The sequence below is a fragment of the Streptomyces sp. NPDC002886 genome (assembly GCF_042888445.1).
Lineage (GTDB): Bacteria > Actinomycetota > Actinomycetes > Streptomycetales > Streptomycetaceae > Streptomyces.
The window spans coordinates 1,198,042-1,223,629 of record NZ_JBIAPV010000001.1; the positions used below are offsets into that span (position 1 = coordinate 1,198,042).

The following is a 25,588-nucleotide window of genomic DNA, read 5'->3' on the forward strand; positions in this document are numbered from 1 at the left end:
CACCCGGCACACGCGAGGAGCGATCGATGGTCCGCACCGTCCGCACCACCAGCACCGCGGCCGCCATGGCAGCCGTACTCGCGGCAGCCGCCCTGGGCCTGGCCCCCCATCAGGCCCAGGCGGCTCCCGCACGCACGATCGCCGCCGCATCGCAAGCCGCACCGGCAGTCACCTTCCACGACATCCCGGGCTCCGGCGGCATCACCGTCAAGGGCAACGTCTTCACCCCGGCCGGAGCGGCAGCCGGCGCCGCCGGCTCGAAGTATCCGCTGATCGTGCTGCCGACCAGCTGGGGCCTGCCGCAGATCGAATACATCGCCCAGGCCAAACAGCTCGCCGACTCCGGCTACGTGGTGGTCAGTTACACCTCCCGCGGCTTCTGGCTCTCCGGCGGCGAGATCGAGACCGCCGGCCCGAAGGACGTCGCCGACGTCTCGGCCGTCATCGACTGGGCGCTCGCGAACACCCCGGCCGACGCCGCCCACATCGGCACGGGCGGAGTCTCGTACGGCGCCGGCATCAGCCTGCTGGCCTCCGCGAGCGATCCGCGCATCAAGGCCGTGGTCGCGCTCAGCGGCTGGGCCGATCTCATCGAGTCCATCTACTCCGGCCGCACCCAGCACCTCCAGGCCGCAGCCCTGCTCGGCGGCGCCGGCTTCCTCACCGGGCGCCCCGGCCCCGAACTCCAGCAGATCCTCGACGACTTCCTCGGCTCGAAGCTGGACAGGGAACCGCAGATGATCGAGTGGGGCAAGAAGCGCTCCGCCGCCGAGAAGGTGGACGCCATCAACGCCAACGGCGCCGCGATCATGCTCGGCAACGCCTGGGGCGACACCATCTTCCCGCCCAACCAGTACGCGAAGTTCTTCGAGAAGCTGACCGGACCCAAGCGTCTGGAGTTCCGTCCCGGCGACCACGCCACCGCCGAGCTGACCGGGCTCCTCGGACTGCCCAACGACACCTGGACCAACGCGCACCGCTGGTTCGACCGCTACCTCAAGGGCGCGGCCAACGGCGTCGACGCCGAGGCCCCGGTGCAGATCAAGCCCCGCGGCGACGGCGGGTACGAGGGATACGCCGACTGGAAGTCGGTCGGCTCCGGCGGCGCCGAGAAGCTCATGCTCTCCGACGGCGAGCACCTCTTCACCGGCATCGACTCCGGCGCCAACGGCGGGATCGTCATGCTCTCCAGCCTGCTCGACCAGATCGCCCAGGCGCCCCCCACCACCTCCATCCCGCTGCTCCCCCGCGCCTTCGCCGCCGTCTGGCAGTCCCCGCGCTACGAGGAGGAGCGCCGCGTCCGGGGCACGGTCAAACTGCACACCACCGTCACGCCCTCGAAGTCGGACGGCACCTTCGTCGCGTACCTCTACGACGTGGGCCCGCTCGGCATCGGGAAGCTGATCAGCAACGCCCCGTACACCTTCCACGGCAAGCCGGCCGGCCAGTCCTTCGGGGTGGACCTGGAGCTCTTCTCCACGGCCTACGACGTCCCGGCCGGGCACCGCCTCGCGGTGGTCGTCGACACCGTCGACCCGCTGTACATCGAGCACAACCCGACCGGCGCGCAACTGACCTTCTCCTCGCCGCGCACCGATCCCTCGTACGTCTCGGTGCCGCTGCGCGAGCAGTGATCCACGGCTGCAGCCGGGCCGGGTGTGGCTCTGGGGGTTCGCCCTCCGGGTCAGATCCGGCCCGGCAGCGCCGCCGAGGGGTCGGCCGTGTCGATGTCGACGTCGACCGCCTTCGTCTTGGGGTTGCGGCGCTCGCGCCGGGCCACCCAGGTGGCGAACCAGGACAGGAGCATGCACATCCCGATGTAGATCGGCGAGATGATCATGACGACGGGGATGAAGGGCAGGTCGTAGTCGAGGTTGGAGGCGATCAGCTTGCCCGCGTGCAGGAACTCCTCGTAGGTGATCAGGTAGCCGAGCGAGGTGTCCTTCAGGGCGACCACGAGCTGGCTGATGATGGTGGGCAGCATCGCCCGGACCCCCTGCGGGGCCAGGACGTAGGTCATCACCTGGGTCTTGCGCATGCCCAGGGCGTACGCGGCCTCGCGCTGGCCCTTCTCCACCGAGTTGACGCCCGTACGGAAGACCTCGGCCAGCACCGAGCCGTTGTACAGGGTCAGTCCGGCGACCAGCGCGGGCAGTGGCTGGACCTTGAGCGCGACGAAGATGAAGAAGATCATCACCAGCACCGGCATGGCCCGGAAGAACTCCACGCACAGCGTGGACACCCAGCGCACCGGCCGGTGGACCGAGAGCCGGCCCGTGGCGAGCACCGCGCCGAGCACGAGCGAGAGCACCGAGGCGTAGGCGAAGGCCTTGAGGGTGTTCCAGAGCCCCTTGAGCAGCAGTTCCTGAATGCCCTTGTAGGTGAAGGGGCTCCACTTGGCGGCGGTGAACTGGTTCGTGTCGAAGAGCAGGTACAGCAGCCAGCCGAGCAGCCCGAGGATGACGAGCGTCGAGGCGATCCCGTAGAAGAAGTGGCGGCGCTGGGCACGCGGGCCCGGCAGGTCGTAGAGGGCGGTGGACTCCAGGTCACCGTGGAGCGCGTGCGCGGTCATCGGGCGACTCCGTAGCGCTTTTCGAGCACGTTGAACAGCGCGCTGATGGACAGGGTGATGATCAGGTAGCCCACCGCGATCCAGACGAAGGTCCAGATGATGCTGTAGCCCAGCTCGTTGAGGGTCTTGTACGTGCCCAGCAGCTCGGTGACGCTGAACGCCCCCGCGATCGCGGAGTTCTTGGCGAGCGCGATCAGTGTGGAGCCGATGGGCGGGATGACGGACCGGAAGGCCTGGGGCAGGACGACGGTGCCCAGGGTCTGGCCGAAGGACATCCCGAGGCTGCGGGCCGCCTCGCCCTGGCCCTTGGGCACGGTGTTGATGCCCGAGCGCAGGGCCTCGCAGATGAAGGCCGAGGTGTAGCAGCCCAGGGCCAGCACGGCGAAGAGCTGGAAGGGCAGGACCAGGCCGAAGCGGGGCAGGCCCAGCAGGACGGCGAAGAAGAGCAGGGTGAGCGGGGTGTTGCGCAGGATGGTCACCCAGACGGTGCCGAAGACCCGGAAGGAGCCGACGGGGGCGACGCGGAAGGAGGCCATCAGGAAACCGAGGACCAGGGCCACGAGGGAGGCGTAGACCGTGAGTTCCACGGTGCCGAGGAATCCCTTGCCGTAGAGCGAGAAGTTTTCGGTGAGTACGTCCATGGCGGTGCGCTCTCCCCTCAGCTCGCCGGGTAGCGGTCGATGGCGGGCGGTGTCGGCGCGGGCTGGCCGGAGAGGCCGAGCGTGGCCTCGTAGGCCTTCTTCCAGTTGCCGTTCTTCTCGTTCGCGGCGAGGGCGTCGTCGAGGGCGAACCGCAGCGCGTTGTCGGAGCGCGGGACGCCGATGCCGTAGGGCTCCTCGGAGAAGGGCTTGCCGACCACCTTGAGCTCCTCGGGGACCTTGGCCGCGTAGCCCAGGAGGATGGAGTCGTCGGTGGAGACGGCGTCGACCTGGTAGGTCAGCAGGTTGTCCACGCAGACCGAGTACGTGTCGTAGGCGACGAGGACGGCCCGCGGGAACTCCTTCTGGAGCCGCTGGTAGGGGGTGGAGCCGGCGGCCGAGCAGACCTTCTTGCCGTCGAGGTCCTCGGGCCCCTTGATCTCCGTCTCCCCCTTCCGTACGAGCAGGGACTGCCCGGCGAGGAAGTAGGGGCCGGCGAAACCGACCTGCTTCTTGCGGTTCGCGTTGATCGTGTACGTGCCCACGTAGTAGTCGATCTGGCCGTTCTGCAGGGCCGTCTCGCGGTTCGCGGAGGCGATGGTCTTGAACTCGATCGTCTTGGGGTCGAAGCCGAGCGAGGCCGACATCATCTTGGCGATCTCGATGTCGAAGCCGGAGTAGCGGCCGCTCGCGGGGTCCTTCTCCCCCATGTACGGCTGGTCCTCCTTTGCGCCGACCACGAGGTGGCCGCGCTTCTTGGCCTTGGTCCAGGTCGGGGAGTCCGGCAGCTGGAAGCCGGTCGCCACTTGGTAGACGGGCAGGTCCTCGGGCTGCGGGCCCTTGACCGGCGGACTGCCGGACTTCCCGCAGCCGGCGAGGGCGCCCACGAGGACGAGGGCCAGGGCCAGGGCGGCGGCGCGGGCGCGGACGCGTCGCGTCGGGTGTCTCATCGGATGGTGTCTCATCGGGCCGCCCCTCAGTGCTTGAGGATCTTGGAGAGGAAGTCCTTGGCCCGCTCGCTCTCGGGGGCGGTGAAGAAGGCCTCCGGGGTCCGGTCCTCGACGATCCTTCCGTCGGCCATGAACACGACGCGGTTGGCGGCGGAGCGGGCGAAGCCCATCTCGTGGGTGACGACCACCATGGTCATGCCCTCCGCGGCGAGCTGCTGCATGACCTCCAGCACCTCGTTGATCATCTCCGGGTCGAGCGCGGAGGTGGGCTCGTCGAAGAGGAGGGCCTGGGGGTTCATGGCGAGCGCGCGGGCGATGGCCACGCGCTGCTGCTGGCCTCCGGAGAGCTGGGCCGGGAACTTCTCGGCCTGGTTCGCGAGACCGACCCGCTCCAGGAGCTCGCGGGAGCGCTTGTCCGCCTCCTCCTTCTTGCGCTTCCTGACCTTGATCTGGGCGAGGGAGACGTTGGCGAGCACCGTCTTGTGCGCGAAGAGGTTGAAGGACTGGAAGACCATCCCCACATCCGCCCGGAGGGACGCGAGCTCCTTGCCCTCGGCCGGCAGCGGCTTCCCGTCGAGCGTGATCGTGCCCGACTCGATGGTCTCCAGTCGGTTGATCGCCCGGCACAGGGTCGATTTCCCGGAGCCGGAGGGGCCGATGACCACCACCACCTCCCCGCGGCCGACGGTGAGGTTGATGTCCTGGAGGACGTGCAGTTGTCCGAAGTGCTTGTTGACGTCCCGCAGCTCGATCAACGGATCGACGGCCATACGCTGCCCTGCCCACTTTGTCGGTGTGTCGAGGTCAGCGCAAACTATCCAGCCGCGGAAGGGCACTTCACCGCGACACGCCTAAAAGCCGCATAAAGGCCCGCGAGGTCAGCCTTCCGTGGAGATCGGCCTTCCGGAGGAGGCGGCGCGGGCTTCCGCAGGCGGCTCGCTCCGGAAGCGGCCCGGCCCCGAAGCGGCCCGGCCCCGGAAGCGGCTCAGCCCTCCGAGGCCTCGGCGTACGCCTGGCTGAGCTCGGGGGATCCGGTCATCGCCCAGGACACCCCCGACTCGACCACGTTCAGCTCGCGGCCCGATGCCAGCCGGATCATCGGCTGCCCGTTGGGCCACACCTGCCAGGCGGCGCCCGCGACGGAGCGGATGATGACGGTCCCGAGGTAGAAGCCCGCGTCGTTGCCGAGCCACGGGGTGATCTCCGGGTCCCGGCGCCAACGCGGCATCAGCTGGTCGATCTCCTCCAACGAGCCCGGGGTCTCGTCGAGTTCGAGCCCGGCCTGACGTGCGTGGGCGCGCAGCATCTCGCATTCCGCGAACAACTCGTTGATGCCCTCGGGATCGTCCGCGAGGGCCGCGGCGAGTCCCGCGCCCCGGTCCGTTTCATGTCGGTTGATCCAGTTGGCCAGAAAAGGGATGTTCATGGGCTCAGCCTGACACCAGGATCCGCCACCGGCCATAGGGCGCGCCTGAGGATCACGGGCCGGGCCGTCGGCCGGTGATCGCACCGCCCCGCCCGGTCCGGGTCTCCCGCCGGGCGGAGCGGGGCGGCTTAGAGCTCCAGGTCGACGACGACCGGGGCGTGGTCCGAGGCGCCCTTGCCCTTGCGCTCCTCGCGGTCCACGTAGGAGTCGGTGACGGCCTTGGTGAAGGCCGCGTTGCCGTAGACCAGGTCGATGCGCATGCCCCTGTTCTTGGGGAAGGCCAGCATCCGGTAGTCCCAGAAGGTGTACGGCCGGTCGTACTTGAGCGCGCGCGGGAACACGTCGGAGAGTCCGGCGGCGCGCAGCGCCTCCAGCGCGGCCCGCTCGGCGGGGGTGACGTGGGTCAGGCCCTCGAAGACCGCCGGATCGTAGACGTCCTCGTCGGTCGGTGCCACGTTGAAGTCGCCGAGCACCGCGAAGGGACGCTCCCCCGCCGCGTCCTCGGCGACGGCGGCGGACAGGGCACGGAACCAGTCCAGCTTGTAGCCGTAGTGGTCGTGCTCGACCTCGCGCCCGTTGGGCACGTACACCGACCAGACGCGCACGCCGCCGCAGGTCGCGGAGATGGCGCGGGGCTCCTGGACGCCCTCGTAGTCGGGGCCGTCGGGCAGCCCCACGACCACGTCCTCCAGGCCGACCTTGGAGAGCAGGGCCACGCCGTTCCACCGGCCGGTGGCGTTGACGGCCGACTCGTAGCCCAGCGCGCGCAGCTCCTCGTACGGGAACTGCTCGGCGGAGCACTTGGTCTCCTGGATGCACACGACATCCGTACCGGAGCTCTCCAGCCAGGCCAGCAGGCGCGGCAGCCGGGCGGTGATCGAGTTGACGTTGAACGTGGCGATACGCATGACGTCCAACCTACCGCCCGGCACCGACAGTCACAGTTCGGCCGCGTGCCCCGGGGTGAGCCGGCCGTACTCGGCGCCGCCGAGGTTGCCGATCTGGGTGGCGTAGATCGGCAGCACGAGGTCCGTCAGACCGGCGTCGTGGATGGCGAGGGTCTGGCGCGGCTTGACCTCGCGGACGTAGTCGATCACCTCGGCGATCTTGTTCCAGGGCGCGTGCACCGGGAGCATGAGGGTCTCGACGGGGGTCGCGGGCACGGTCAGCGCGTCCCCGGGATGGAAGACGGAAGCGTCCACCAGGTAGCCGACGTTGGTGATCCGCGGGATGTCCGGGTGGATCACGGCGTGCAGCTCGCCGTGCACCTGGACCTCGAACCCGGCCGCGGTGAAGGTGTCCCCGTGGCCCACCGTGTGGACGCGGCCCGGATAGGCGGGGGCGAGCTTCTCCGCGACGCTGCGCAGGGTCCACAGCCGCGCCGCCGGGTTCGCGTCGAGGGCGGCGCGCAGCCGGCCCTCCTCGAAGTGGTCGGGGTGCTCGTGGGTGACGAGCAGGGCGTCGGCGCCGAGGCCGGCGTCCGGTTCGCTGAAGGCGCCCGGGTCGATGACGAGCACGAGCCCGTCCTTCTCCAGCTGGACGCAGGAGTGCAGCCGTTTGGTGATCTTCATGATCCAAGGCTAGCCGCGCGGGGTCCGGTACACCCCGGGAAGGCGGAGCCGACCGGATTCGAACCGGCGTCCTCGCGATTTTGGAGACCGCGCGCGACGACCTCTGCGCTACGGCCCCGCCCCCGGGACGCACTGTACTCGCGGGGCGGCGCGGGCCGGGCAAGATCCGAAAGAGGCGGCCTAGGGCACCGCCTTGGAGACCACGTAGACCTTGGGGTACCCGGGGTGGCTCAGGTCGACGGTGATGTCGCGGGTGGGCCGGCGGTCCGGGCCCTCCAGGGTGATCCCGGACCAGCTGCCCTCCGTGTCCCAGTTCCAGCCCGCAATCCTGGTGTCGCTCGGGGAGACCGACACCCCGCTGGTCAGCGCCTCCCGGCTCGTGCCGACGTCGGCCAAGAAGGTGTCGAGCTCCTCCGGAGTGACCCCGAACTGGACGTACAGCCGGCTGGTGTGCCAGTTGTTGGTCTCCAGGTAGCCGACCCGCGAGGCCGTCGCCGGGATCGGGACCTCGTAGATGCTGCGCTGGACCTTGGAGGGCCAGCCGGGGCGGACCTGCGCGGCGCCGACCTTGGAGGCCTTGTCGCGGCCGCTCTGGCGGCTCTGCTGGGCGGAGACGGCGAGGTAGCCGGCCGGGACGCCGACCAGCAGCAGGATGATGATCGCCGTGATCCAGCGGCGCCGCACCACGTGCTTGCGGTCCTCGGCGGGGATCGGCCCGCCGGACCGCTCGTCGGGGGACGGGGCCTGGCGGGGCAGGGAGGGCGGTGTCACTGCTTTTCCTGGTCCTCGGGGCCGGTGGAGGTGTCGCGCCGGCCGAACTGCGCGTAGCGCTCGTACCGCTCGACGCGCCGGCGCGTGGCCCGGCGGAAGCGGCGGGCGACGAGCCGGGAGAGGTCGGCGGCGCCGACCATGCCGGCCTCGGGGCCGAGCTGGGCCTTGGCGATGCGTGCCTCGGGGCGGTATCCGCGGCCGGTGAGGTGGCGGCGGAAGGCGTCGCGGGCGGGGCCGATCAGCAGGTCGTCGGCGGCGCTGACGCCGCCGCCGATGACGAAGCAGGAGGGGTCGAGGGCGGCCGCGAGGTTGGCGATGCCGACGCCGAGCCACTGGCCGATGTCCTGGAGCAGCTCGACGCACATGGCGTCGCCCTCGCGGGCCAGCTCGGTGATGAGCGGCCCGGTGATCTCCTGGACGTTGCCGCCGACCCGGGCGATGAGGTTGTGGGCGACCGGGGAGTCGGCGGCGGCCAGCTCGCGGGCCTCGCGGACCAGGGCGTTCCCGGAGCTGTACTGCTCCCAGCAGCCGCGGTTGCCGCAGGGGCACCGGTGCCCCCCGGGGACCACCTGCATGTGGCCGAACTCGCCCGCGACCCCGTAGCGGCCGCGCTTGACCTGGCCGCCTTCGAGGATGGCCCCGCCGATCCCGGTGCCCAGGGTGATCATGACCAGGTGGTCCTCGCCCCGGCCGGCGCCGAAGCGCCATTCGGCCCAGGCGGCGGTGTTGGCATCGTTGTCCACCATGACCGGGACCGCGAGCCGGGACTGGAGCGCGTCGCGCAGCGGTTCGTCGCGCCAGGCCAGGTGCGGGGCGAACAGGACGCGGGAGCGGTCGGCGTCGACCCAGCCGGCGGCGCCGATGCCCACGGCGTGGACGTCGTGCCGGTCGGAGAGGTCGAGGACCAGCTCGACGATGGTGTCCTCGACGACCTTGGGGCTCTTGGACTTGTCCGGGGTCTCGGTCCGGATCTTCTCCAGGATGACCCCGTCGGCGTCGACGACCCCGGCCATCACCTTGGTGCCGCCGATGTCGATGCCGACGGTCGGAACGCGCGGTGCGGTCAGGTGCGACCTGCGCTCACGGGTCCCGATGGTCCGCAGGACGGTGCCCCGCGCCGCCCCCCGGTGGGCGAGCGTGAAGTCCCGGTACGTGCTCATCGAGTCGTGTCGTCCCTCAGGGTGCGGTGGTGCCCGGGGTGGGGCCGGAGGTGTTTTCGGGTCGGGGCGTGTCGTCAGGACCTGATTCTGCCACCCGCTCCAGTTCGTGGCTCAGTTCGTCGAGCTCGGAGCCGCCCGCCATCTGCCGGGTGAGCTCGTCCAGGGTGATCGACTCGCGGGTGTGGCTGCCCGCCATGGTGCCGCGCTTGAGCAGCACGAAGCGGTTCCCGACCAGGTAGGCGTGGTGCGGATTGTGGGTGATCAGGACCACGCCGAGACCCGCGTCACGGGCCGCGGCCACGTACTTGAGGACCACCCCGGACTGCTTGACGCCGAGGGCCGCGGTGGGCTCGTCGAGTACGAGGACCTTGGCGCCGAAGTGGACCGCGCGGGCGATGGCCACGCACTGCCGCTCGCCGCCCGACAGGGTGCCGATGGGCTGGTCCACGTCCCGCAGGTCGATGCCCATGCGCAGCAGCTCGGCGCGGGTGGTCTCGCGCATGAGCTCCACGTCGAGCCGCCGGAAGGGGCCGCGGCCCTTGGTGGGCTCGGAGCCGAGGAAGAAGTTGCGCCAGACGGGCATGAGCGGGACCACGGCGAGGTCCTGGTAGACGGTGGCGATGCCGTGGTCGAGGGCGGCGCGCGGGTTGGCGAGCACGGTCTCCTCGCCCTCGATCTCGAAGGTGCCGGCGTCGTGCCGGTGCAGCCCCGCGATGATCTTGATGAGGGTGGACTTGCCGGCGCCGTTGTCGCCGAGCACGCAGGTGATCTCGCCGGCGGAGACCTCCAGGGAGACGCCCTGGAGGGCGCGGATGTTGCCGTAGTACTTGCTGACGTCGGTCAGCTTCACCAGGGCGGGGGCGGACGGGTCCGGGGCCGTCCGGGTTCCGGTGTCGGTCATCGTCACTTCGCCTCCGCCCGCTTGCGGACCCATGCGTTGAGCAGTGTGGCCAGCAGCAGCATCGCGCCCAGGAAGAACTTGAACCAGTCCGGGTTCCACTGCGCGTACACGATGCCGTTGCTGGTCATGCCGAAGATGAAGGCGCCCACGGCGGAGCCGATGGCCGAGCCGTAGCCGCCGGTCATCAGACAGCCGCCGATGACGGCCGCGATGATGTAGAGGAACTCGTTGCCTACTCCCTCGCCCGACTGGACCACGTCGAACGAGAAGAGGATGTGCTGCCCGGAGATCCAGGCGCACAGGGCGACGCCCATGTACAGCCCGATACGGGTCTTCACGACGGGTACCCCGGTCGCGCGGGCCGCGTCCGCGCCGCCGCCGACGGCGAAGATCCAGTTCCCGGCGCGGGTGCGCAGCAGGATCCAGGTGGCCACCGCGACCAGCACCAGCCACCACAGGATGGTGACCTTGAGGGTGACCGAGCCGAAGGTCCACTGCGAGGCGAAGAGCGCGCGGGCGGAGGAGAAGCCCTCCATGTCGGCGATGGTCTTGGTGGAGACGGAGCCGCTGATCAGCTTGGTGAAGCCGAGGTTCAGGCCGGTCAGCATCAGGAAGGTGCCCAGCGTGATGATGAAGCTGGGCAGTTTCGTGCGGGTCAGCATGAACCCGTTGAAGAACCCGATCCCCAGGGTGACCAGCAGCGACACGAGGACGCCCACCCAGACGTTGGCGGTCATCTGGTAGCTGAACATCGAGCTGAGCAGCGCCGAGGAGGTGACCATGACCCCGGCGGACAGGTCGAACTCTCCGCCGATCATGAGCAGGGCCACCGGGACGGCCATGATGCCGATGGTGGAGGCCGAGTACAGGATCGTGCTCAGGCTGGAGGCCCGCAGGAAGCTGTCGGCCGCGAAGGAGAAGAACACGAAGACGGCCACCGCGCCGACCACCGCGCCGAGCTCGGGCCGGCCCAGCAGGCGGCGCAGCAGCGAGGTGGGCGCGAGCCGCTCGTCGCGCGGGGCAGGGGCCGGGGCCTTGGTGGCGGTGCTCATCGGCTGCCCCGGTTGATGAACTTCTCCAGCGTGGCGGCCTCGGCCCCCGTGACGATCTGCGGCCCGGTGAGCACCGGCAGGCCGCCGCCGAGCACGTCGGCGTTGTAGCGGTAGAGCCAGAGCAGGTCGACGGCCTCGTAGCCCTGGAGGTAGGGCTGCTGGTCGACGGCGAATCCGAGGGCGCCGGACTTCAGGTCGCGGGCCACCGAGGCGTTCAGGTCGAAGGTGTCCACCTCCGCCTTGCTGCCCGCCGCCTCCTTGGCCTTCACGGCCGTGGGGGCGAAGGGCGCGCCGAGGGTGACGATCGCGTCGACGGAGGGGTCGGCCTGGAGCTTGGCCTGCAGGGCCGCCTGGACGGACGGCATGTTGGTGCCCTCGACGTACAGGTTCTCCAGGGTCCCGCCGGACTCGGCGAAGGTCTTCTTCGCTCCGGCGCAGCGCTGCTCGTGGCCCACGTTGCCCTGCTCGTGCAGGACGCAGACGGCCTTCTTGCGGCCGCGCTTGCCCAGCTCGGTGCCGACCGCCTCGCCGGCGATCACCTCGTCCTGGCCGATGTGGGTGAGCGCCCCGTACTCGGCGGACTGGGCGGATCCGGAGTTGACCGTGATCACCGGGATGCCGGCCTTGACGGCCTTGGCGAGGACGTCCTTGAGGGCCTCCGGCTTGGCCAGGGAGACGATCAGCCCGTCGACCTTCTGGTCGATGGCGTTCTGGACGAACTGGGCCTGCTGCTGTGCCTGGTCGTCGTGGGCGTAGACGAAGTTGATGTTGTCCTTCGCCGCGGCCTCCTTGGCCCCCTTCTGCACGATGTCCCAGAAGGTGTCGCCGTCGCCCGCGTGGGTGACCATCGCGAAGGTCCAGCGCGGGGTGGAGACGGCGGGCCGGCCCGCCGCCTCGGCCTTCGCGCGGTCCTCGGCGCGCTTGCCGCCCGTACTGCTGCAGCCCACGAGGGAGGCACCCAGTACCGCCGCGAGCACCGCGCCCACGAGGCGTACCCCTGTCCGAACCCTAGCCACGTCTGCCCGTGCCTTTCGCTTGTCGGGTCGTTTGCCGGGCCGCTCCGCGAGCGCTGTCCCGCCGCGGTACCCGGTCGTCAAAACGGTCATATGTTTCAAGCCGCAGCCGCCCAGTATCCGTCACAGTGCACCATGCAAGGTCATCGGGGCCATTGCGGACCGTGCCGGACACAGCGGGACAGATTGACAGCTCCCCCGGACGGGGTCAGGTTGAGTGCATGCGCATCGGGCTCATCGGAACGGGCCGGATCGGTTCCTTCCACGCGGCGGCACTGGCCCGGCAGGCGGACGCGAGCTCGCTGCTGCTCGCCGACGCCGACCCCGCGCGGGCGGTCCGCCTCGCCGACCGGCTGGGAGCCACCGCCGCGCCCACCGTCGAGCAGATCTTCACCTGGGGCGTGGACGCGGTGGTGATCGCCTGCGCCACGGAGGGGCACGCGGACCTGGTCGTACGGGCCGTCCGCGGCGGGCTGCCGGTGTTCTGCGAGAAGCCGCTCGCCCCGGACCTGAACCGCACCCTGGCGGTGCTGCGCGAGGTGGCGGCGGTCGGCGGGGTGCTCCAGCTCGGCTTCATGCGCCGCTTCGACGCGGGCTACACGACGGCGCGCGACTTGGTCCGCTCCGGGGCCCTGGGCCGGCTGCACACCGTACGGACCACGACGGCGGATCCCTCGCCGCCGGACGCCGCGTACCTGCGGACCTCGGGCGGGCTGTACCGGGACTGCCTGGTGCACGACTTCGACATGGTCCGCTGGGTGACCGGGCACGAGGTGCGCGAGGTGTACGCGACCGGGTCGGACGCGGGGCCGGCGCGGTTCCGGGAGGCCGGGGACGTCGACACCGTCGCCGCCGTCCTCACCCTGGACGACGGGACGCTGGTCTCCAGCACCGGTACGCGGTGCAACGGCGCCGGGTACGACGTACGGATGGAGCTGGCCGGGGAGCTGGACCAGGTCTCCACGGGGCTGGACGACCGTACGCCGATCGCTTCGACCGAACCCCAGGGCCCGCCCCCGGCCACCAAGCCGTGGCCGGGGTTCCTGGAACGCTTCGCTCCCGCCTACGAGGCCGAGCTGGCGGCCTTCGTCCGGCTGGTGCGGGGCGATGGGCCCAATCCCTGCGACGGGGTCGAGGCGCTCGCCGCCTTCCGGGTGGCGGAGGCGTGCGAGCTCTCGCGGCGGGAGCGGCGCGCGGTGGCGCTGGAGGAGCTCGCTGATCTCTGAGGCCGGCCCCCGCACGGCCGCTACCAGCGCACCGGGTGGCGTGTGGTCCCCCGGACCAGGGTCCCGGGCGCCCATTCGAGGACGGCCGGCTCCTCCCGGAGGTCCGGGAAGCGCTCCACCAGGGACCGGATCGCGATCCGGCCCTCCAGCCGGCCGAGCGGGGCGGCGACGCAGTGGTGGATGCCGTGGCCGAAGGCGATGTGCCCGCCACGGCCGGGCCGGCGGATGTCGAAGGTGTCGGGACGGTCGAAGCGGGCGGGGTCCCGGTCCGCCGCGGCGAGGCAGACCAGGATGGCGGAGCCCGCCTCGATGAAGGTGTCGCCAATCTCCAGGTCCGTGCCGGCGAAGCGGAACGTGGCCGTCTCGACCGGGCCGTCGTAGCGCAGGATCTCCTCGACGGCGCCGTCGATCAGGCCGGCGGGGTCGGCGCGCAGGGCGGCGAGCTCGTCGGGGTGGGTCAGCAGCGCCCGCATCCCGTTGGAGACCAGGTGCACGGTGGTCTCGTGCCCGCCGACCATCATCAGGACGGCCATGGCGACCAGCTCCCGCCGCGAGAGCCGGTCGCCCCCGTCGCCCCGGCTGGTCACCCAGTCGCTGAGCAGGTCCTCGCCCGGATCGGCGATCCTGGCGTCGACGAGCTCGGCCGTGTAGGCGGTCATGGCGCGCACGGCCGCGTTCTCCGACTCCACCCCGGTGGGCGAGACCATCTCGGTGATCCAGCCGTGGAAGGCGCCGCGGTCCGCCTCGGGAACCCCGAGGAGCTCGCAGATCACGGTCATGGGGAGCGGCTGCGCGAAGGCCTCGATCAGGTCGGCCCGGCGCTCGGGGAGGGCCTCCATCGCGTCGAGCAGTCCGTCGACGATCTCCTGGATGCGCGGGCGCAGCCCCTCGATCCGGCCCGGGGCGAAGGAGCGGGAGACCAGTCGGCGCAGCCGGGTGTGGTCGGGCGGGTCGGCGCGCATCATGTTGGCGCTGGCCTCGGTCCGCTCCCGGTCGGTGTAGATCCCGGAGGTCAGCCAGTTCTTGGACACCGCCGGGTGCGTGAGGGCCTGGCGGGCCTCCTGGTGCCCGACGATCAGCCAGACCTCCTGACCGTCCGCCGCCTTCACTCGGTGGAGCGGCCCTTCCGCGCGCAGGCGCGCGTAGTGGGGGTAGGGGTTCTCGTTGAAGTCTTCGGCAATCGAACTGAGGTCCAGAACCGGCATGTCGCCACCCTAGAACGGGAGTTGACATATCCGGAGCGGCTTTCGGCCATTCGTTCAGCCAGCCGCGCGCCGCCCCCAGGCGGTACCCGCGAGTACGAGCGCGACCCCGGCGAACCCGGCCGCGCCGAGCCGTTCGCCGCCCAGCGCGATGCCCGCCGCGGCGGCCCACAGGGGTTCCGTGCCGAGGAGCAGGCTGACGCGGGAGGGGGAGGTGCGGCGGACGGCCCACATCTGCACGAAGAAGGCGAACAGGGTGCAGAAGACGGAGAGGAAGGCGAGTCCGGCCCACTCGGCCGGGCCGAAGTCGGCGGCGGCCGCCCAGGGGCTCGCGCCGGTTCCGGGCAGCAGGGCCAGTACGGCGAACACGGCGACCGCCGTCCCGAGCTGGACGGTGGTCAGGGAGAGCGAGTCGGCTTCCTGCACGGCCTTGATCCGGGCCATGAGCAGGACGTGCGCCGTGCGCGCGAGCGCGGCGCCGAGGATGAGGAGGTCGCCCGTGCTCGGGGTGGTGAAGCCCGCCCCCTGGGTGAGGAGCACGACTCCGCAGACGGAGACGGCCGCGGCGCCGAGGAAGGCGGGCGAGGGGGCTTCGCGCCGGACGGCCGACTCGGCGAGCGGGGTGAAGATCATGGTCAGGCTGATGATGAGCCCGGCGTTGGTGGCCGAGGTGTGGACGACCCCGTAGGTCTCCAGCAGGAAGATCCCGCCGAGTACGAGTCCCAGTACGCCGGCGCCGCGCAGCTGGGCGGGGGTCAGCGCGCGCAGCTTGCGCCGGCCGGCGAGGGCGAGGACGGGCAGGACCAGCGCGAAGCGCAGGACGAGCACCGCGATCACGGTGTGCGTGGTGGTGACGCCCTTGGCGGCGAGGTAGCTGCCGCCCCAGACGACGGCGACCAGCAGGACCGGCAGATCGGCGAGCCAGGCCCGGCGGGGGGCGGCGACGGGAGCGGGGGCGGCGAGAGTGGACACCGGTTCTCCAACGGCAGAAGGCAGGTGGAGACTACGGCGGCTCGCACGGGGGAAGCGCCCAAGCTACCCGAGCATGATCGGCCGGTCGAGCCCTTTGATCCCCGGTTTGGCCCCTGACTTCAACACCGGCCTGAACCTCGGCTTGAACCCCGGCCGGAACCCCGGCCTGAGCCCCGGCGTCACTCGAAGGTGCCGAACGCGGCGCGCCCCTTCGGCCGGTAGCTGTGGATGGCCGTGCCGGCCGAGGTGGTGCGGGAGCCCGTCAGCTCGAAGGCCGTCGGCAGCCCGCCCGTCGGGAACAGCCGGCGTCCGCCGCCCAGGAAGACGGGGAAGACCAGCAGGTTCAGCTCGTCCACCAGGTCCCGCGCCAGCAGCCACCGCGCGAGCGCGCCGCTGCCGTGCACCTGCACCTCCCCCTCGGTCGCGTCCTTGATCCGTACGACCTCGCTCTGCAGCTGCTCCCCGTCGATCGCGGTGGCGGGGCCCCAGGCGGGCTCCTTGAGCGTGGTCGAAGCCACGTACTTGGGCAGCCCGTTCAGCCTGCTCGCGACCGGGTCGGCGGGGTCGTCGTGCTGCGGCCAGTACGCGGCGAAGATCTCGTAGGTCCGGCGCCCGAGGAGGAAGGCCCCGGCCCGGTCGAAGACCTCGGTGATGAACTCCCCCATGCCCTCGTCGGCGAAGGGCACGAGCCACCCGCCGTACGCGAACCCGCCGCTGGGGTCCTCCTCCGGGCCCCCCGGGGCCTGCATCACGCCGTCGAGGGTCAGGAAGGTGGTGAGGGTCAGCTTTCCCATGGCACTGCGCTCCTTGGCTCCGGTACGTCCACTGTCACGGGTTCAGACTCCCGGGCCGCCCGGAACTCACCGCTCCGGCGCGCGCGAACGCGATGTCCGTTTCCCGCCAGCGCCTTTGATCCCCGGGCGATTTCATTGAACTCGCAACCAATCGACACGGGAGGAACCCCATGAACGGCAATGGCGGCGACAACGGCAACGCAGTGGCCCTGGTGACCGGTGGCAGCAGGGGAATCGGCGCGGCGACCGCGCTGCGGCTGGCGCGGGACGGGGCCGACGTCGCGATCACCTACGTCAACGACAGGGTCGCGGCGGCCGAGGTGGTCGGCAAGATCGAGGCGCTCGGGCGGCGCGGCCTGGCGCTGCGCGCCGACTCGGGGGACGCGGAGCGGGCCGCCGGAGTGGTCGAGGAGACGGTACGGGGCCTGGGCCGGCTCGACGTCCTGGTGAACAACGCCGGCGCGGGCGTGCTCGGACCGCTGGAGGGGCTCACCCTCGCGGACGTGGACCGGGTCCTCTCGGTCAACGTACGGGGTGCCTTCCTGGCCTCCCAGGCGGCGGCCGGGCGCCTGGACCGCGGCGGGCGGATCATCACCATCGGCAGCTGCATGACCCAGCGCGTGCCGGGGCCCGGCGGCACCCTGTACGCGATGAGCAAGGCGGCGCTGACCGGGCTCACCAAGGCCCTCTCGCGGGAGCTCGGCGAGCGCGGGATCACCGCCAACCTGGTCCACCCGGGCCCGGTGGACACCGACATGAACCCGGCGGACGGCCCCTACGCCGCCTCACAGTCGGCCATGACGGCCCTGGGCCGCTTCGCCACGCCGGAGGAGGTGGCCGCCATGGTGTCCTTCCTGGCGGGCCCGGACTCCGCGTACGTCACAGGCGCCGAGTTCTCGGTGGACGGCGGCCACGCGGCGTAGGCCGTCGCCGCCGGCCGGTCGTGGGCCGTCGCCGCCGGCCGGTTGCAAGCCGTCCCCGCCGGCCGGTCGTAAACCGGACAGGGCCGCCAAGGCAGCCAGGGCCGTCAGGGCAGCCAGCGGCCGTCCTTCATCAGGTCGCGTCCGGCGATCTCGTCCACCTCGCGCCAGGCCTGGATCCACACGGGCGTGACCCGGAAGTACGGGTAGGGCGTCTTCAGGCTGCTCGGGTCGAAGCCGGAGTGCGCCGCGAAGGCCTCGATCTCGCCGGGCGCCAGCTCCGCCGCCTCCAGCCGGGTCACGGCGCCCTCCACGAGGACCACGTCGCGGGTCGCGCCGAAGGCCAGCCGTACGCGGCCGCTCGCCGCGAGGTTGCGTCCGGTGGGCAGGGTGCGCCCGGTCGACATCAGGAAGCTCTCGCCGTCCCACCGGAAGGAGAGGGGCACGAGGCAGGCGACGCCCGCGGCGTCGGCGGTGGCGACCCAGACGTCGATGTCGCTCTCGAACCGGGCCAGCGCGTCCTTGCGCCGCTGCTCCGTCGTACGTGGCGTGCTCTGCGGCGTGCTCTGCGTCATCGTGGCCCCCCGGGTGTCCGCCGTCGGCTGTAGCGGCAGGCTAGCGGGCCCGGCGGTCCGTACGCCCCGCGGGGGCAACAGCGCGTGTGCACAAGGTTCTTGGGGGCGCGAACTCCGCGCGCACACGAACGCCGCAGGGGCGCGCCGTCGAAACGGCGCGCCCCTGCGGGGTGTTCGCGCATGCCCCGGGGGTGTCGGCCCCCGGGGCGGTCACGAGGGTGGCGTCAGCCGCCCAGCTCCTGGTGACGGGCGGTGTGCGCGGCGGTGCCGGCCTCCGTCAGCGCGCCGAAGAGGCGCAGGCGGGAGAAGCCGCCGTCCGGGAAGATGTCGATGCGCACGTGCGTGCCGACCGCCGGGGCGTCGAGCACGAAGCGGTGGTTGGTGTCGGGCTGCAGGCGGGTGCGCGGCAGGAACTCGGCCCACTCGCCCTCCTCGCCCGTCTTGATCGACAGCGAGGCCCAGCCGGCCGAGTTGCCCTTGAGGTACGCGGTGTCGATCTCGACGGCGCGGATCTCGGACTCGGCGACGAGCTGGTAGCGGATCCAGTCGTTGCCGTTGTCACGGCGACGGGCGGTCTCCCAGCCGTCGTCCATCTTGCGGGAGCGGCCCGGGTTGATGGTGTTGGTCGGCGGGGAGTAGAAGCGGTTGGAGGCGTCCTGGACGGAGCCGCCGTTCTCCAGGGCCACCACGTCGAAGGAGCCGAGCGCCGCGAGCCACTTGGGGTCGGGGACGACCTCGCCGTAGACGCGCAGGCGGGCGATGCCGCCGTCGGGGTGCTGGTTGACGCGCAGGTGCGTGAAGCGCTGCTCCACGTCGATCTCGAAGCCGTTGGCCGCGTGGCCGCCGACCGGGGTGCGGGCGACGATGGTCGTCCACTTGATGTCGTCGCCCTGGAGCTCCGCCGGGGTCGGCGCGAGGGCGCCCTCCCAGTTGGTGGCCTCTACGGAGACGGCCTGCGGCATGTTGCCGCGGAAGTGGGCGGTGTCCACGACGATGCCGCGGATGACGCCGGGGGCGCCCAGGCGGACGAGCGCCCAGTCGTGGTCCTCGGGGGTCGGCCAGGGCTGGGTGGCGGAGATGCCGCGGCGGCGGCGGGTCTCCCAGCCGTCCATGACCTTGCCCTTGTGGCCGAAGTCCTCGGGGTCGAAGTGCGCGGCCTCGGAGATCAGCAGGTTCTCGCGCTGGGCGAAGAACTCGTCGTTGGCCTCGATGACACCGGCGCCGAGCTCACGGGCGGCGAGGTTCGCGTACTGGGTGAACGGGAAGTCCGCGCTGCGGTAGTCCGCGTACGGGTCGCCGCCTCCGTACGGGTTCGCGTTGCCGGTGAAGGATTCAATCGCCACTGTCAGTTCTGCCTTTCAAGGAGTCGGCCGGTGGGCTCGGACGGGGTGCCGTGGTCGGCGATCTGCGCTCCGCGCAGCCAGGTGGACTTCACGACGCCGTGCAGGGTCTTGCCCGCGTACGCCGTGACCTGGTTGCGGTGGTGCAGGTGGGCCGGGTCCACGGTGAAGGTCTCTTCGGGGGCCAGGACGGCGAAGTCGGCGTCGCGGCCGGCCTCGATCGCGCCCTTGCTCGCCAGACCGGCGAGTGCGGCCGGGGCGGCGGACATCCAGCGGACGACGTCCTCGAGGGTGCGGCCGCGCTTCTTCGCCTCGGTCCAGATGGCCGGAAGGCCCAGCTGGAGGGAGGAGATGCCGCCCCACGCGGTGGCGAAGTCGGCGGTCTTGAGGTCCGCGGTGGAGGGCGAGTGGTCGGAGACGATGCAGTCGATCGTGCCGTCGGCGAGCGCGTCCCACAGGACGTCCTGGTTCGCGGACTCGCGGATGGGCGGGCAGCACTTGAACTCGGTGGCGCCGTCCGGGACTTCCTCGGCCGTCAGGGTGAGGAAGTGCGGGCAGGACTCGACGGTGATCCGCACGCCCTCGGCCTTGGCCGCGGCGATCAGCGGCAGCGCGGAGGCGGAGGACAGGTGCAGGACGTGGACGCGCGCGTTCAGTCGCTTCGCCTGGTCGATCAGGTTCTGGATCGCGGTGTTCTCGGCGTCCTGGGGGCGGGAGGCCAGGAAGTCGGCGTACTTGGGGCCCGCGTTCTGCGGCGCGGACTCCAGGTGGTGCGGGTCCTCGGCGTGCACGATCAGCAGACCGCCGAAGCCGGTGATCTCGGCGAGCGAGGCGGCCAGCTGCTCTTGGTCGAGGAGCGGGAACTCGTCGACGCCGGAGGGCGACAGGAAGCACTTGAAGCCGAAGACTCCGGCGTCGTGCAGCGGGCGCAGGTCCTTGACGTTGTCCGGCAGCGCACCGCCCCAGAAGCCGACGTCCACGTGCGCCTTGGCCCGGGCCACGTCCTGCTTGACCACCAGGTTGGCGGTCGTCGTGGTCGGCGGCAGCGAGTTGAGCGGCATGTCGAGGATGGTGGTGATGCCACCGGCCGCGGCGGCGCGGGTGGCCGTCCAGAAGCCTTCCCACTCGGTACGACCGGGGTCGTTCACGTGGACGTGGGTGTCGACCAGGCCGGGGAGGAGCACGTCGTCGCCGAGGTCCTCCAGCCGGGCACCGGCCGGTACGTCGGCCTCGTACGGCAGCACGGCCGCGATCTTCCCGCCGGCGACGGCCACCGAAGCGGCACGCGTCCCCTCGGGGGTGATGACGCGCGTCGAGCGCAGTACCAGTTCCACAGCCAGATCGGACACCGGAACCTCCCCATCTACTTCCACAGAGCGAAATTCAACGTTCTGTTGAAGGAGTCTTCACGTCGATGCGGAACCAGTCAAGAGCGCCCGGACGGACCACTGACGTCGGCGTACCGCAATTGGAGGTTTCCACAGGATGGAATTAAGATTTCGCTATGCAGAATGTAGCTACCACCACCAGGAACCGGACCGGTAACTTCCCGGGGACCTCCGCCACCAGGACAAACCACCTCTGACCGGCGAGGACGGCATTGCCCCGGCTCTAGGGCCGACGCAGACCGACCGGTAGGCTGCTTGCTTGCCTGCCAGCACCGAAAGGACCGCGCCCGTGCCGACGTCCAGCGCCAGCACCACCGACGCCTCCACCAAGCCCACCGCCGCCAGCGGTGGCGTCCAGTCCCTCGAGCGCGCCTTCGATCTTCTCGAACGCATGGCCGATGCCGGCGGCGAGGTCGGCCTCAGTGAGCTCTCCGCCGCCAGCGGTCTGCCGCTGCCCACCATCCATCGCCTCATGCGCACCCTCGTGGCGTGCGGCTACGTCCGGCAGCAGCCCAACCGACGGTACTCCCTCGGACCCCGGCTGATCCGCCTCGGCGAGTCCGCGTCGCGACTGCTGGGCACCTGGGCCCGCCCCTACCTGGCGCGCCTCGTGGAGGAGACCGGCGAGACCGCGAACATGGCCCTGCTCGACGGGGACGAGATCGTCTACGTCGCCCAGGTGCCGTCCAAGCACTCGATGCGCATGTTCACCGAGGTCGGCCGCCGGGTGCTGCCGCACTCCACCGGCGTGGGCAAGGCGCTGCTCGCCTACACCCCCGCGGACGAGGTACGGGCCCTGCTCTCGCGCACCGGGATGCCGGCCGCGACCGAGAAGACCATCACCACCCCCGAGGGCTTCCTGGACGCCCTGGAGGTCGTCCGGCGGGTGGGCTACGCGGTCGACGACAACGAGCAGGAGATAGGAGTTCGCTGCCTGGCGGTCTCCGTGCCGAACTCGCCGACCGCCGCCGCGATCTCCATCTCCGGCCCGGCCGGCCGGGTGACCGAGGCGGTGGCCGAGTCCTTCGTGCCGATCCTCCAGGGTGTCGCGGCCGAGCTGTCGGTGGCCCTGCAGAGCCAGAACCCGGCGTAGACGAGCCGCCCGTACGGGAAAGGCCCCGGCCCCCTTCGAGGGGGGTCCGGGGCCTTTCCCGTACGCCCTACGCGGCCGGGACCACCTCGGTGAGGCGGCCGTCGGTCATCGTCGTGGTGCGGTCCATGCGCTCCAGGTGGGCGTGGTCGTGGGTGACCAGCACGGTGGCGGTGGAGCGCTCCCGGGTGAGGGTGACCAGCAGGTCCAGGATCGCGGCGCCGCGCTCGTGGTCGAGAGCGCTGGTGGGCTCGTCGACCAGGAGCACGGCCGGCTCGTTCATCAGGGCGCGGGCGATGTTGATCCGCTGGCGCTGCCCCCCGGAGAGCTCGTGCGGCCGCTTGTCGGCCTTGTCGGCCAGCCCCACCGCGTCCAGCAGCTCCAGGGCCCTCCCCCGTACGGCCCGCGCGGGACGGCCCGAGAGGTGGGCCATGACCTGGAGCTGTTCGGCGGCGGTGAGCGAGGCCAGCAGGTTCGGCTGCTGGAAGACGATGCCGATCTTCTCCCGGCGCAGCGTCGCCTTCTCCCCCGGGCCGAGCTCCGAGATGTCCTGCCCCGCCACGACCACCCGGCCACTGTCGGGCGTGACCAGGGTGGCGGCGACCGCCAGCAGGCTGGACTTCCCGGAACCGGACGGGCCGACCACCGCCGTCAGGGTGCCGGCGGGCACCTCCAGACCGACCGCGTCCAGCGCCGTGAGGCGGCCGTCGCCGTCCGGGTAGGTGAGGGTCACGTCGTGCACGAGCAGGGTCATCGGGCGCTCCCGAGAGCGGTCAGGGGGTCTACGGCGGTGATCCGCCGGATGGACAGGGCGGCGCCCAGCGCGCCGAGCGCGATCATGACGGCGGCCGGGACCAGCACGGTGGCGGCGTCGAGCACGAAGGGCACGTCACCGCCGCTGATCAGGGCTCCGAAGCCGGCCGCGAGCGCGGTGCCCGCACCGGTGCCGAGCGCCAGCATCACCACGGCCTGCCCGAGGGCGTCCTTGAGCAGGTACGGGGTGGAGGCGCCCAGCGCCTTCAGTACGGCGATGTCCCCGCTGCGCTGGATGGTCCACACCGTGAAGAAGGCTCCTATGACGAGGGCCGAGATGGCGAAGAGGAACCCGCGCATCAGCTGGAGCGAGCCGTTCTCGGAGGTGTAGGAGCCGATCGCGCTCAGGGCCTCGTCGACGGTCTGCGCCTTGGTGGCGGTGGCCTTGCCGCCGGCCGCCCAGTCGACCCCTCCCTTGCCGTACTTGCCGTCCAGGGCCACCACGGTGGCCAGGGTGTCGATGGAGGTGCCGGGGTTCCCGACGCGCTGCCAGTCGTTGAGGTCCATCCAGACGACCGGGGTGTGGCTGTAGGCGGCGGTGCCGGAGACGGCGGCCACGGTCATCTCGACCTGGCCGATCCTGAGCTTGGATCCGGCGGTCAGGCCGCCGAGCTCCTTGGCGGCCTTCTCGGTGAGGACCACCTGCCCCTGGGTGAGCCCGCTCCCCCGCGGTGCGAGGGAGCCCGCCGGGTCCACGCCGAAGACGGACACGCCCGCCGTGCGCTCACCCGAGACCACGTTGGTGGTGCGGATGCCCAGCGGCTGCGCCGAGGTCACCCCGGGCTGCTCCCGCCAGGCCAGCCAGGCCTTCTCGGGCACCTGGGAGTTGGTGAAGGAGACCTTCTGGTCCCCGGTGGGCGCGGCGAACGCGAGGCGCGTGGTGGCGGGCAGGCCGGTGATGGCCGAGATGTTCTCCCGGGCCAGTCCCGCGGTGAGCCCGGACAACAGGCCGACCAGCAGCGTGATCAGCAGGACAACCGAGCCCATCAGGGCGAAGCGGCCCTTCGCGAACCGTAGATCTCTCCATGCGACGAACATGTTCCCCACCTTGGTCTTCCGCGTGGACACAAGGCATCGCGCCACAGTAGAGATCCTCGTATCGAAGGGCGCACCCAGACATCAATCCTTTGGTTGACCGGGGCGCCCGGACCCGGACTTACGCTGGTCAGGCCATGACTGCTCCCCTCCCGCCCGCCGCGCCCGCACCCGTGGGCGCCCGCACCCTCACCCCGGTCTCCCGCGTCCTGCGGCTGTGCCTGCACGCCCTGCTGTTCGGCCTGCTCGCCCTCGCCGCCGGGCGGGCCGTCGCCGACTCCGCGCCGCGCGCGGGCTGGGTGGTCGCGGCCTGCGCGCTCCTGGCCGCCGTGTACCTCGCGGGCGTACGGACCCCCGTGGTGCACAGCTCGGCGCGCGCCGGGGCGGTGTGGCTGGCCGGACTGTGCGCCGCCTGGGTCGCGCTGCTGGTGGTCTCCCCCGACGGGCTGTGGATCGCCTTCCCGCTGTACTTCCTGGAGCTGCACCTGCTCCGGCTGCGCTGGGGCGTGGCGGCCGTCGCGGCGACGGCGGCCGCGGCGATCGGGGGCTTCCTGGCGCACAGCAGCGCCGTGACCCCGGGGGCCTTCCTCGGGCCGCTGCTGGGCGGCGCCGTGGCGGTGGCGACCGTACTGGGCTACCAGGCGCTGTACCGGGAGAGCGAGCGGCGCCGCGAGCTGATCGAGGAGCTCATCACGACCCGGGCCGAGCTGGCCGCGGCCGAACGGGACGCCGGGATCCTGGCGGAGCGGGAGCGCCTGGCCCGGGAGATCCACGACACCCTCGCCCAGGGCCTGTCCTCCATCCAGCTGCTCCTGCGGGCCGCGGAGCGCAGTCTGCCCGAGGACTCGGCGGCCCTTCCGCACATCGGCCGGGCCCGGGAGGCCGCGCAGGAGAACCTCGCCGAGGCGCGTCGCTTCGTACGGGCCCTCACGCCTCCGGACCTGGAGCACGGGTCCCTGCCGGCCGCGCTGGAACGACTGTGCTCGGGGGCGCCGGGCCCCCGGGTCCGCTTCTCCCTGAGCGGCACCCCGCGCCCCCTCCCCACGCCCTACGAGGTCGCGCTGCTGCGGATCGCGCAGTCCGCGCTGGCCAATGTGGTGCGGCACGCGGGGGCCGGGCGCGCCGAGATCACCCTGACCTTCATGGACTCCTCGGTGACCCTGGACATCGTCGACGACGGCAAGGGCTTCGACCCCACGTCCGCGCCCTCCGGCGAGGGCGGCTTCGGACTGCCCGCGATGCGCTCGCGCGCCGAGACGCTCAGCGGCCTGTTCACGGTCGAATCCGCCCCCGGCCAGGGCACCGCCGTGGCCGTCACCCTTCCCCTGCCCGCGGAGGCCCTGTCATGACCATCCGGCTGCTCCTCGCCGACGACCACCCGGTGGTCCGGGCCGGGCTGCGCGCGGTGCTGGACACCGAGCCGGACTTCGAGGTGGTGGCGGAGGCGGCGACGGCGGAACGCGCGGTAGAGCTGGCCGCCTCCGCCGGGGTCGACGTGGTCCTGATGGACCTCCAGTTCGGCCCCGGCGGCGGCATGCACGGCTCGGCGGCCACGGCCCTGATCACGGCCGGGTCCCCGTCGCCCCGGGTCCTGGTCCTGACCACGTACGACACCGACGCGGACATCCTGGCGGCGGTGGAGGCGGGTGCTTCGGGCTACCTCCTCAAGGACGCCCCGCCGGAGGAACTGGCGGCGGCGGTCCGCACCGCGGCGGCCGGCCAGTCGGCGCTGGCCCCGGCGGTGGCACTGCGCCTGATGGACCGCATGCGGACCCCGGCCGAGGCCCTGACCAAGCGCGAGCTGGAGGTCCTCCAACTGGTCGCGGACGGCCTGTCGAACCAGCAGATCTCCAAACAGCTCTTCCTGAGCCAGGCCACGGTGAAATCCCACCTGGTCCACATCTACGCGAAACTGGGCGTCGACTCCCGCACCTCGGCAGTAGCCGCGGCCGCGACCCGCCGCCTGATCAGGACACCGTGAGGGCTGCCGCCGGAGTTTGGTCCTTTCAGCCGTCCGGCGCTTGAGGACCGGGGTCTGGGGCGGAGCCCCAGGGGGTCCGGGCGCAGCCCCGTCTCAGCCGTCCGGCGCTTGAGGACCGGGGTCTGGGGCGGAGCCCCAGGGGGGGGTCCGGGCAGGGCCCGGGGAACGGTGGAAGGGCGGGTAGGGGACTCCGCCCCG

The 25,588-nt window shown here is 71.6% G+C and carries 26 protein-coding genes and 1 tRNA gene; 6 read left to right on the forward strand and 21 right to left on the reverse strand.

Features of this window, described 5'->3' with window-relative positions; genetic code table 11:
- The first annotated feature begins 26 nt into the window (after nucleotides 1–26).
- Complete coding sequence (locus ACFYYB_RS05410; RefSeq protein ID WP_389433308.1) at nucleotides 27–1,634, forward strand: CocE/NonD family hydrolase; 1,608 nt, start codon at nucleotides 27–29, stop codon at nucleotides 1,632–1,634.
- 50 nt (nucleotides 1,635–1,684) lie between these two features.
- Here ACFYYB_RS05410 and ACFYYB_RS05415 read toward each other — a convergent pair whose 3' ends face one another.
- The 13 genes from ACFYYB_RS05415 to ACFYYB_RS05475 form a co-directional block, all read right to left on the reverse strand.
- A complete protein-coding gene (locus ACFYYB_RS05415) occupies nucleotides 1,685–2,572 on the reverse strand; it encodes an amino acid ABC transporter permease (protein ID WP_389433309.1) in 888 nt (295 codons plus the stop codon).
- The gene (locus tag ACFYYB_RS05420; protein WP_389433310.1) at nucleotides 2,569–3,213 is read right to left on the reverse strand and encodes an amino acid ABC transporter permease; all 645 of its coding nucleotides are present in this window, start codon (nucleotides 3,211–3,213) and stop codon (nucleotides 2,569–2,571) included. Before ACFYYB_RS05420 ends, ACFYYB_RS05415 begins: the two co-directional genes overlap by 4 nt.
- Before the next feature lie 17 nt (nucleotides 3,214–3,230).
- Complete coding sequence (locus tag ACFYYB_RS05425; RefSeq protein WP_389433311.1) at nucleotides 3,231–4,160, reverse strand: glutamate ABC transporter substrate-binding protein; 930 nt, start codon at nucleotides 4,158–4,160, stop codon at nucleotides 3,231–3,233.
- 26 nt (nucleotides 4,161–4,186) lie between these two features.
- Nucleotides 4,187–4,930: an amino acid ABC transporter ATP-binding protein gene (locus ACFYYB_RS05430; RefSeq protein ID WP_327303501.1), complete on the reverse strand. Its 744-nt coding sequence runs from the start codon at nucleotides 4,928–4,930 to the stop codon at nucleotides 4,187–4,189.
- A gap of 215 nt (nucleotides 4,931–5,145) precedes the next feature.
- Complete coding sequence (locus ACFYYB_RS05435; protein ID WP_327303502.1) at nucleotides 5,146–5,586, reverse strand: DUF6278 family protein; 441 nt, start codon at nucleotides 5,584–5,586, stop codon at nucleotides 5,146–5,148.
- Between the two features lie 128 nt (nucleotides 5,587–5,714).
- A complete protein-coding gene (locus tag ACFYYB_RS05440; RefSeq protein ID WP_389433312.1) occupies nucleotides 5,715–6,494 on the reverse strand; it encodes an exodeoxyribonuclease III in 780 nt (259 codons plus the stop codon).
- A 30-nt stretch (nucleotides 6,495–6,524) separates the two neighbouring features.
- On the reverse strand, nucleotides 6,525–7,157 hold the full coding sequence (locus ACFYYB_RS05445) for an MBL fold metallo-hydrolase (protein ID WP_389433313.1): 633 nt from the start codon (nucleotides 7,155–7,157) through the stop codon (nucleotides 6,525–6,527).
- 43 nt (nucleotides 7,158–7,200) lie between these two features.
- A tRNA-Trp gene (locus ACFYYB_RS05450) sits at nucleotides 7,201–7,275 on the reverse strand.
- A gap of 62 nt (nucleotides 7,276–7,337) precedes the next feature.
- The gene (locus ACFYYB_RS05455) at nucleotides 7,338–7,928 is read right to left on the reverse strand and encodes a hypothetical protein (protein WP_389433314.1); all 591 of its coding nucleotides are present in this window, start codon (nucleotides 7,926–7,928) and stop codon (nucleotides 7,338–7,340) included.
- Entirely contained in the window at nucleotides 7,925–9,088 is a 1,164-nt protein-coding gene (locus tag ACFYYB_RS05460) for an ROK family glucokinase (protein ID WP_389433315.1), read from the reverse strand. The genes ACFYYB_RS05455 and ACFYYB_RS05460 overlap by 4 nt, the downstream gene beginning before the upstream one ends.
- A 16-nt stretch (nucleotides 9,089–9,104) precedes the next feature.
- On the reverse strand, nucleotides 9,105–9,989 hold the full coding sequence (locus ACFYYB_RS05465) for an ATP-binding cassette domain-containing protein (RefSeq protein WP_389433316.1): 885 nt from the start codon (nucleotides 9,987–9,989) through the stop codon (nucleotides 9,105–9,107).
- A gap of 2 nt (nucleotides 9,990–9,991) precedes the next feature.
- The gene (locus tag ACFYYB_RS05470) at nucleotides 9,992–11,041 is read right to left on the reverse strand and encodes an ABC transporter permease (protein WP_389433317.1); all 1,050 of its coding nucleotides are present in this window, start codon (nucleotides 11,039–11,041) and stop codon (nucleotides 9,992–9,994) included.
- A complete protein-coding gene (locus tag ACFYYB_RS05475) occupies nucleotides 11,038–12,027 on the reverse strand; it encodes a sugar ABC transporter substrate-binding protein (RefSeq protein ID WP_389433318.1) in 990 nt (329 codons plus the stop codon). Before ACFYYB_RS05475 ends, ACFYYB_RS05470 begins: the two co-directional genes overlap by 4 nt.
- A 248-nt stretch (nucleotides 12,028–12,275) precedes the next feature.
- Here ACFYYB_RS05475 and ACFYYB_RS05480 point away from each other — a divergent pair, with 248 nt between their 5' ends.
- Nucleotides 12,276–13,280, forward strand: coding sequence for a Gfo/Idh/MocA family oxidoreductase (locus ACFYYB_RS05480; RefSeq protein WP_389433319.1), 1,005 nt, complete (start codon nucleotides 12,276–12,278; stop codon nucleotides 13,278–13,280).
- A 20-nt stretch (nucleotides 13,281–13,300) separates the two neighbouring features.
- Here the strand turns inward: ACFYYB_RS05480 and ACFYYB_RS05485 are convergent, their stop codons facing one another.
- The 3 genes from ACFYYB_RS05485 to ACFYYB_RS05495 all read right to left on the reverse strand — a co-directional run bounded on the left by ACFYYB_RS05485 (nucleotide 13,301) and on the right by ACFYYB_RS05495 (nucleotide 16,248).
- Complete coding sequence (locus ACFYYB_RS05485; protein WP_389433320.1) at nucleotides 13,301–14,485, reverse strand: cytochrome P450; 1,185 nt, start codon at nucleotides 14,483–14,485, stop codon at nucleotides 13,301–13,303.
- Nucleotides 14,486–14,539: 54 nt separating this feature from the next.
- Nucleotides 14,540–15,454 carry a DMT family transporter gene (locus tag ACFYYB_RS05490; protein ID WP_327303512.1) on the reverse strand — a complete coding sequence of 305 codons (915 nt, stop codon included), beginning with the start codon at nucleotides 15,452–15,454 and terminating at the stop codon, nucleotides 14,540–14,542.
- A gap of 179 nt (nucleotides 15,455–15,633) precedes the next feature.
- Complete coding sequence (locus ACFYYB_RS05495) at nucleotides 15,634–16,248, reverse strand: dihydrofolate reductase family protein (RefSeq protein ID WP_327303513.1); 615 nt, start codon at nucleotides 16,246–16,248, stop codon at nucleotides 15,634–15,636.
- A 170-nt stretch (nucleotides 16,249–16,418) separates the two neighbouring features.
- On the opposite strand from ACFYYB_RS05495, the gene ACFYYB_RS05500 reads away from it, so the two are divergent.
- Nucleotides 16,419–17,171, forward strand: coding sequence for an SDR family oxidoreductase (locus tag ACFYYB_RS05500; RefSeq protein ID WP_389433321.1), 753 nt, complete (start codon nucleotides 16,419–16,421; stop codon nucleotides 17,169–17,171).
- A 104-nt stretch (nucleotides 17,172–17,275) separates the two neighbouring features.
- Here the strand turns inward: ACFYYB_RS05500 and ACFYYB_RS05505 are convergent, their stop codons facing one another.
- The 3 genes from ACFYYB_RS05505 to allB all read right to left on the reverse strand — a co-directional run bounded on the left by ACFYYB_RS05505 (nucleotide 17,276) and on the right by allB (nucleotide 20,423).
- Nucleotides 17,276–17,743, reverse strand: a complete 468-nt coding sequence (locus ACFYYB_RS05505; protein ID WP_389433322.1) for a pyridoxamine 5'-phosphate oxidase family protein — start codon at nucleotides 17,741–17,743, stop codon at nucleotides 17,276–17,278.
- A gap of 224 nt (nucleotides 17,744–17,967) precedes the next feature.
- Nucleotides 17,968–19,086 (reverse strand): allantoicase, encoded by a 1,119-nt coding sequence (gene alc / locus ACFYYB_RS05510; RefSeq protein WP_389433323.1) that lies wholly within the window; start codon nucleotides 19,084–19,086, stop codon nucleotides 17,968–17,970.
- A 2-nt stretch (nucleotides 19,087–19,088) separates the two neighbouring features.
- Complete coding sequence (gene allB / locus ACFYYB_RS05515; RefSeq protein WP_389433472.1) at nucleotides 19,089–20,423, reverse strand: allantoinase AllB; 1,335 nt, start codon at nucleotides 20,421–20,423, stop codon at nucleotides 19,089–19,091.
- Between the two features lie 337 nt (nucleotides 20,424–20,760).
- On the opposite strand from allB, the gene ACFYYB_RS05520 reads away from it, so the two are divergent.
- Complete coding sequence (locus tag ACFYYB_RS05520; RefSeq protein WP_250740510.1) at nucleotides 20,761–21,564, forward strand: IclR family transcriptional regulator; 804 nt, start codon at nucleotides 20,761–20,763, stop codon at nucleotides 21,562–21,564.
- 67 nt (nucleotides 21,565–21,631) lie between these two features.
- Here the strand turns inward: ACFYYB_RS05520 and ACFYYB_RS05525 are convergent, their stop codons facing one another.
- Both ACFYYB_RS05525 and ACFYYB_RS05530 read right to left on the reverse strand, forming a co-directional pair.
- Nucleotides 21,632–22,315 (reverse strand): ABC transporter ATP-binding protein, encoded by a 684-nt coding sequence (locus ACFYYB_RS05525; protein WP_389433324.1) that lies wholly within the window; start codon nucleotides 22,313–22,315, stop codon nucleotides 21,632–21,634.
- The gene (locus ACFYYB_RS05530; RefSeq protein WP_389433325.1) at nucleotides 22,312–23,412 is read right to left on the reverse strand and encodes an ABC transporter permease; all 1,101 of its coding nucleotides are present in this window, start codon (nucleotides 23,410–23,412) and stop codon (nucleotides 22,312–22,314) included. Before ACFYYB_RS05530 ends, ACFYYB_RS05525 begins: the two co-directional genes overlap by 4 nt.
- A 170-nt stretch (nucleotides 23,413–23,582) precedes the next feature.
- On the opposite strand from ACFYYB_RS05530, the gene ACFYYB_RS05535 reads away from it, so the two are divergent.
- Both ACFYYB_RS05535 and ACFYYB_RS05540 read left to right on the forward strand, forming a co-directional pair.
- Entirely contained in the window at nucleotides 23,583–24,758 is a 1,176-nt protein-coding gene (locus ACFYYB_RS05535) for a sensor histidine kinase (protein WP_389433473.1), read from the forward strand.
- Nucleotides 24,755–25,390 carry a response regulator transcription factor gene (locus ACFYYB_RS05540; RefSeq protein WP_327303522.1) on the forward strand — a complete coding sequence of 212 codons (636 nt, stop codon included), beginning with the start codon at nucleotides 24,755–24,757 and terminating at the stop codon, nucleotides 25,388–25,390. Before ACFYYB_RS05535 ends, ACFYYB_RS05540 begins: the two co-directional genes overlap by 4 nt.
- Nucleotides 25,391–25,588: the final 198 nt, after the last annotated feature.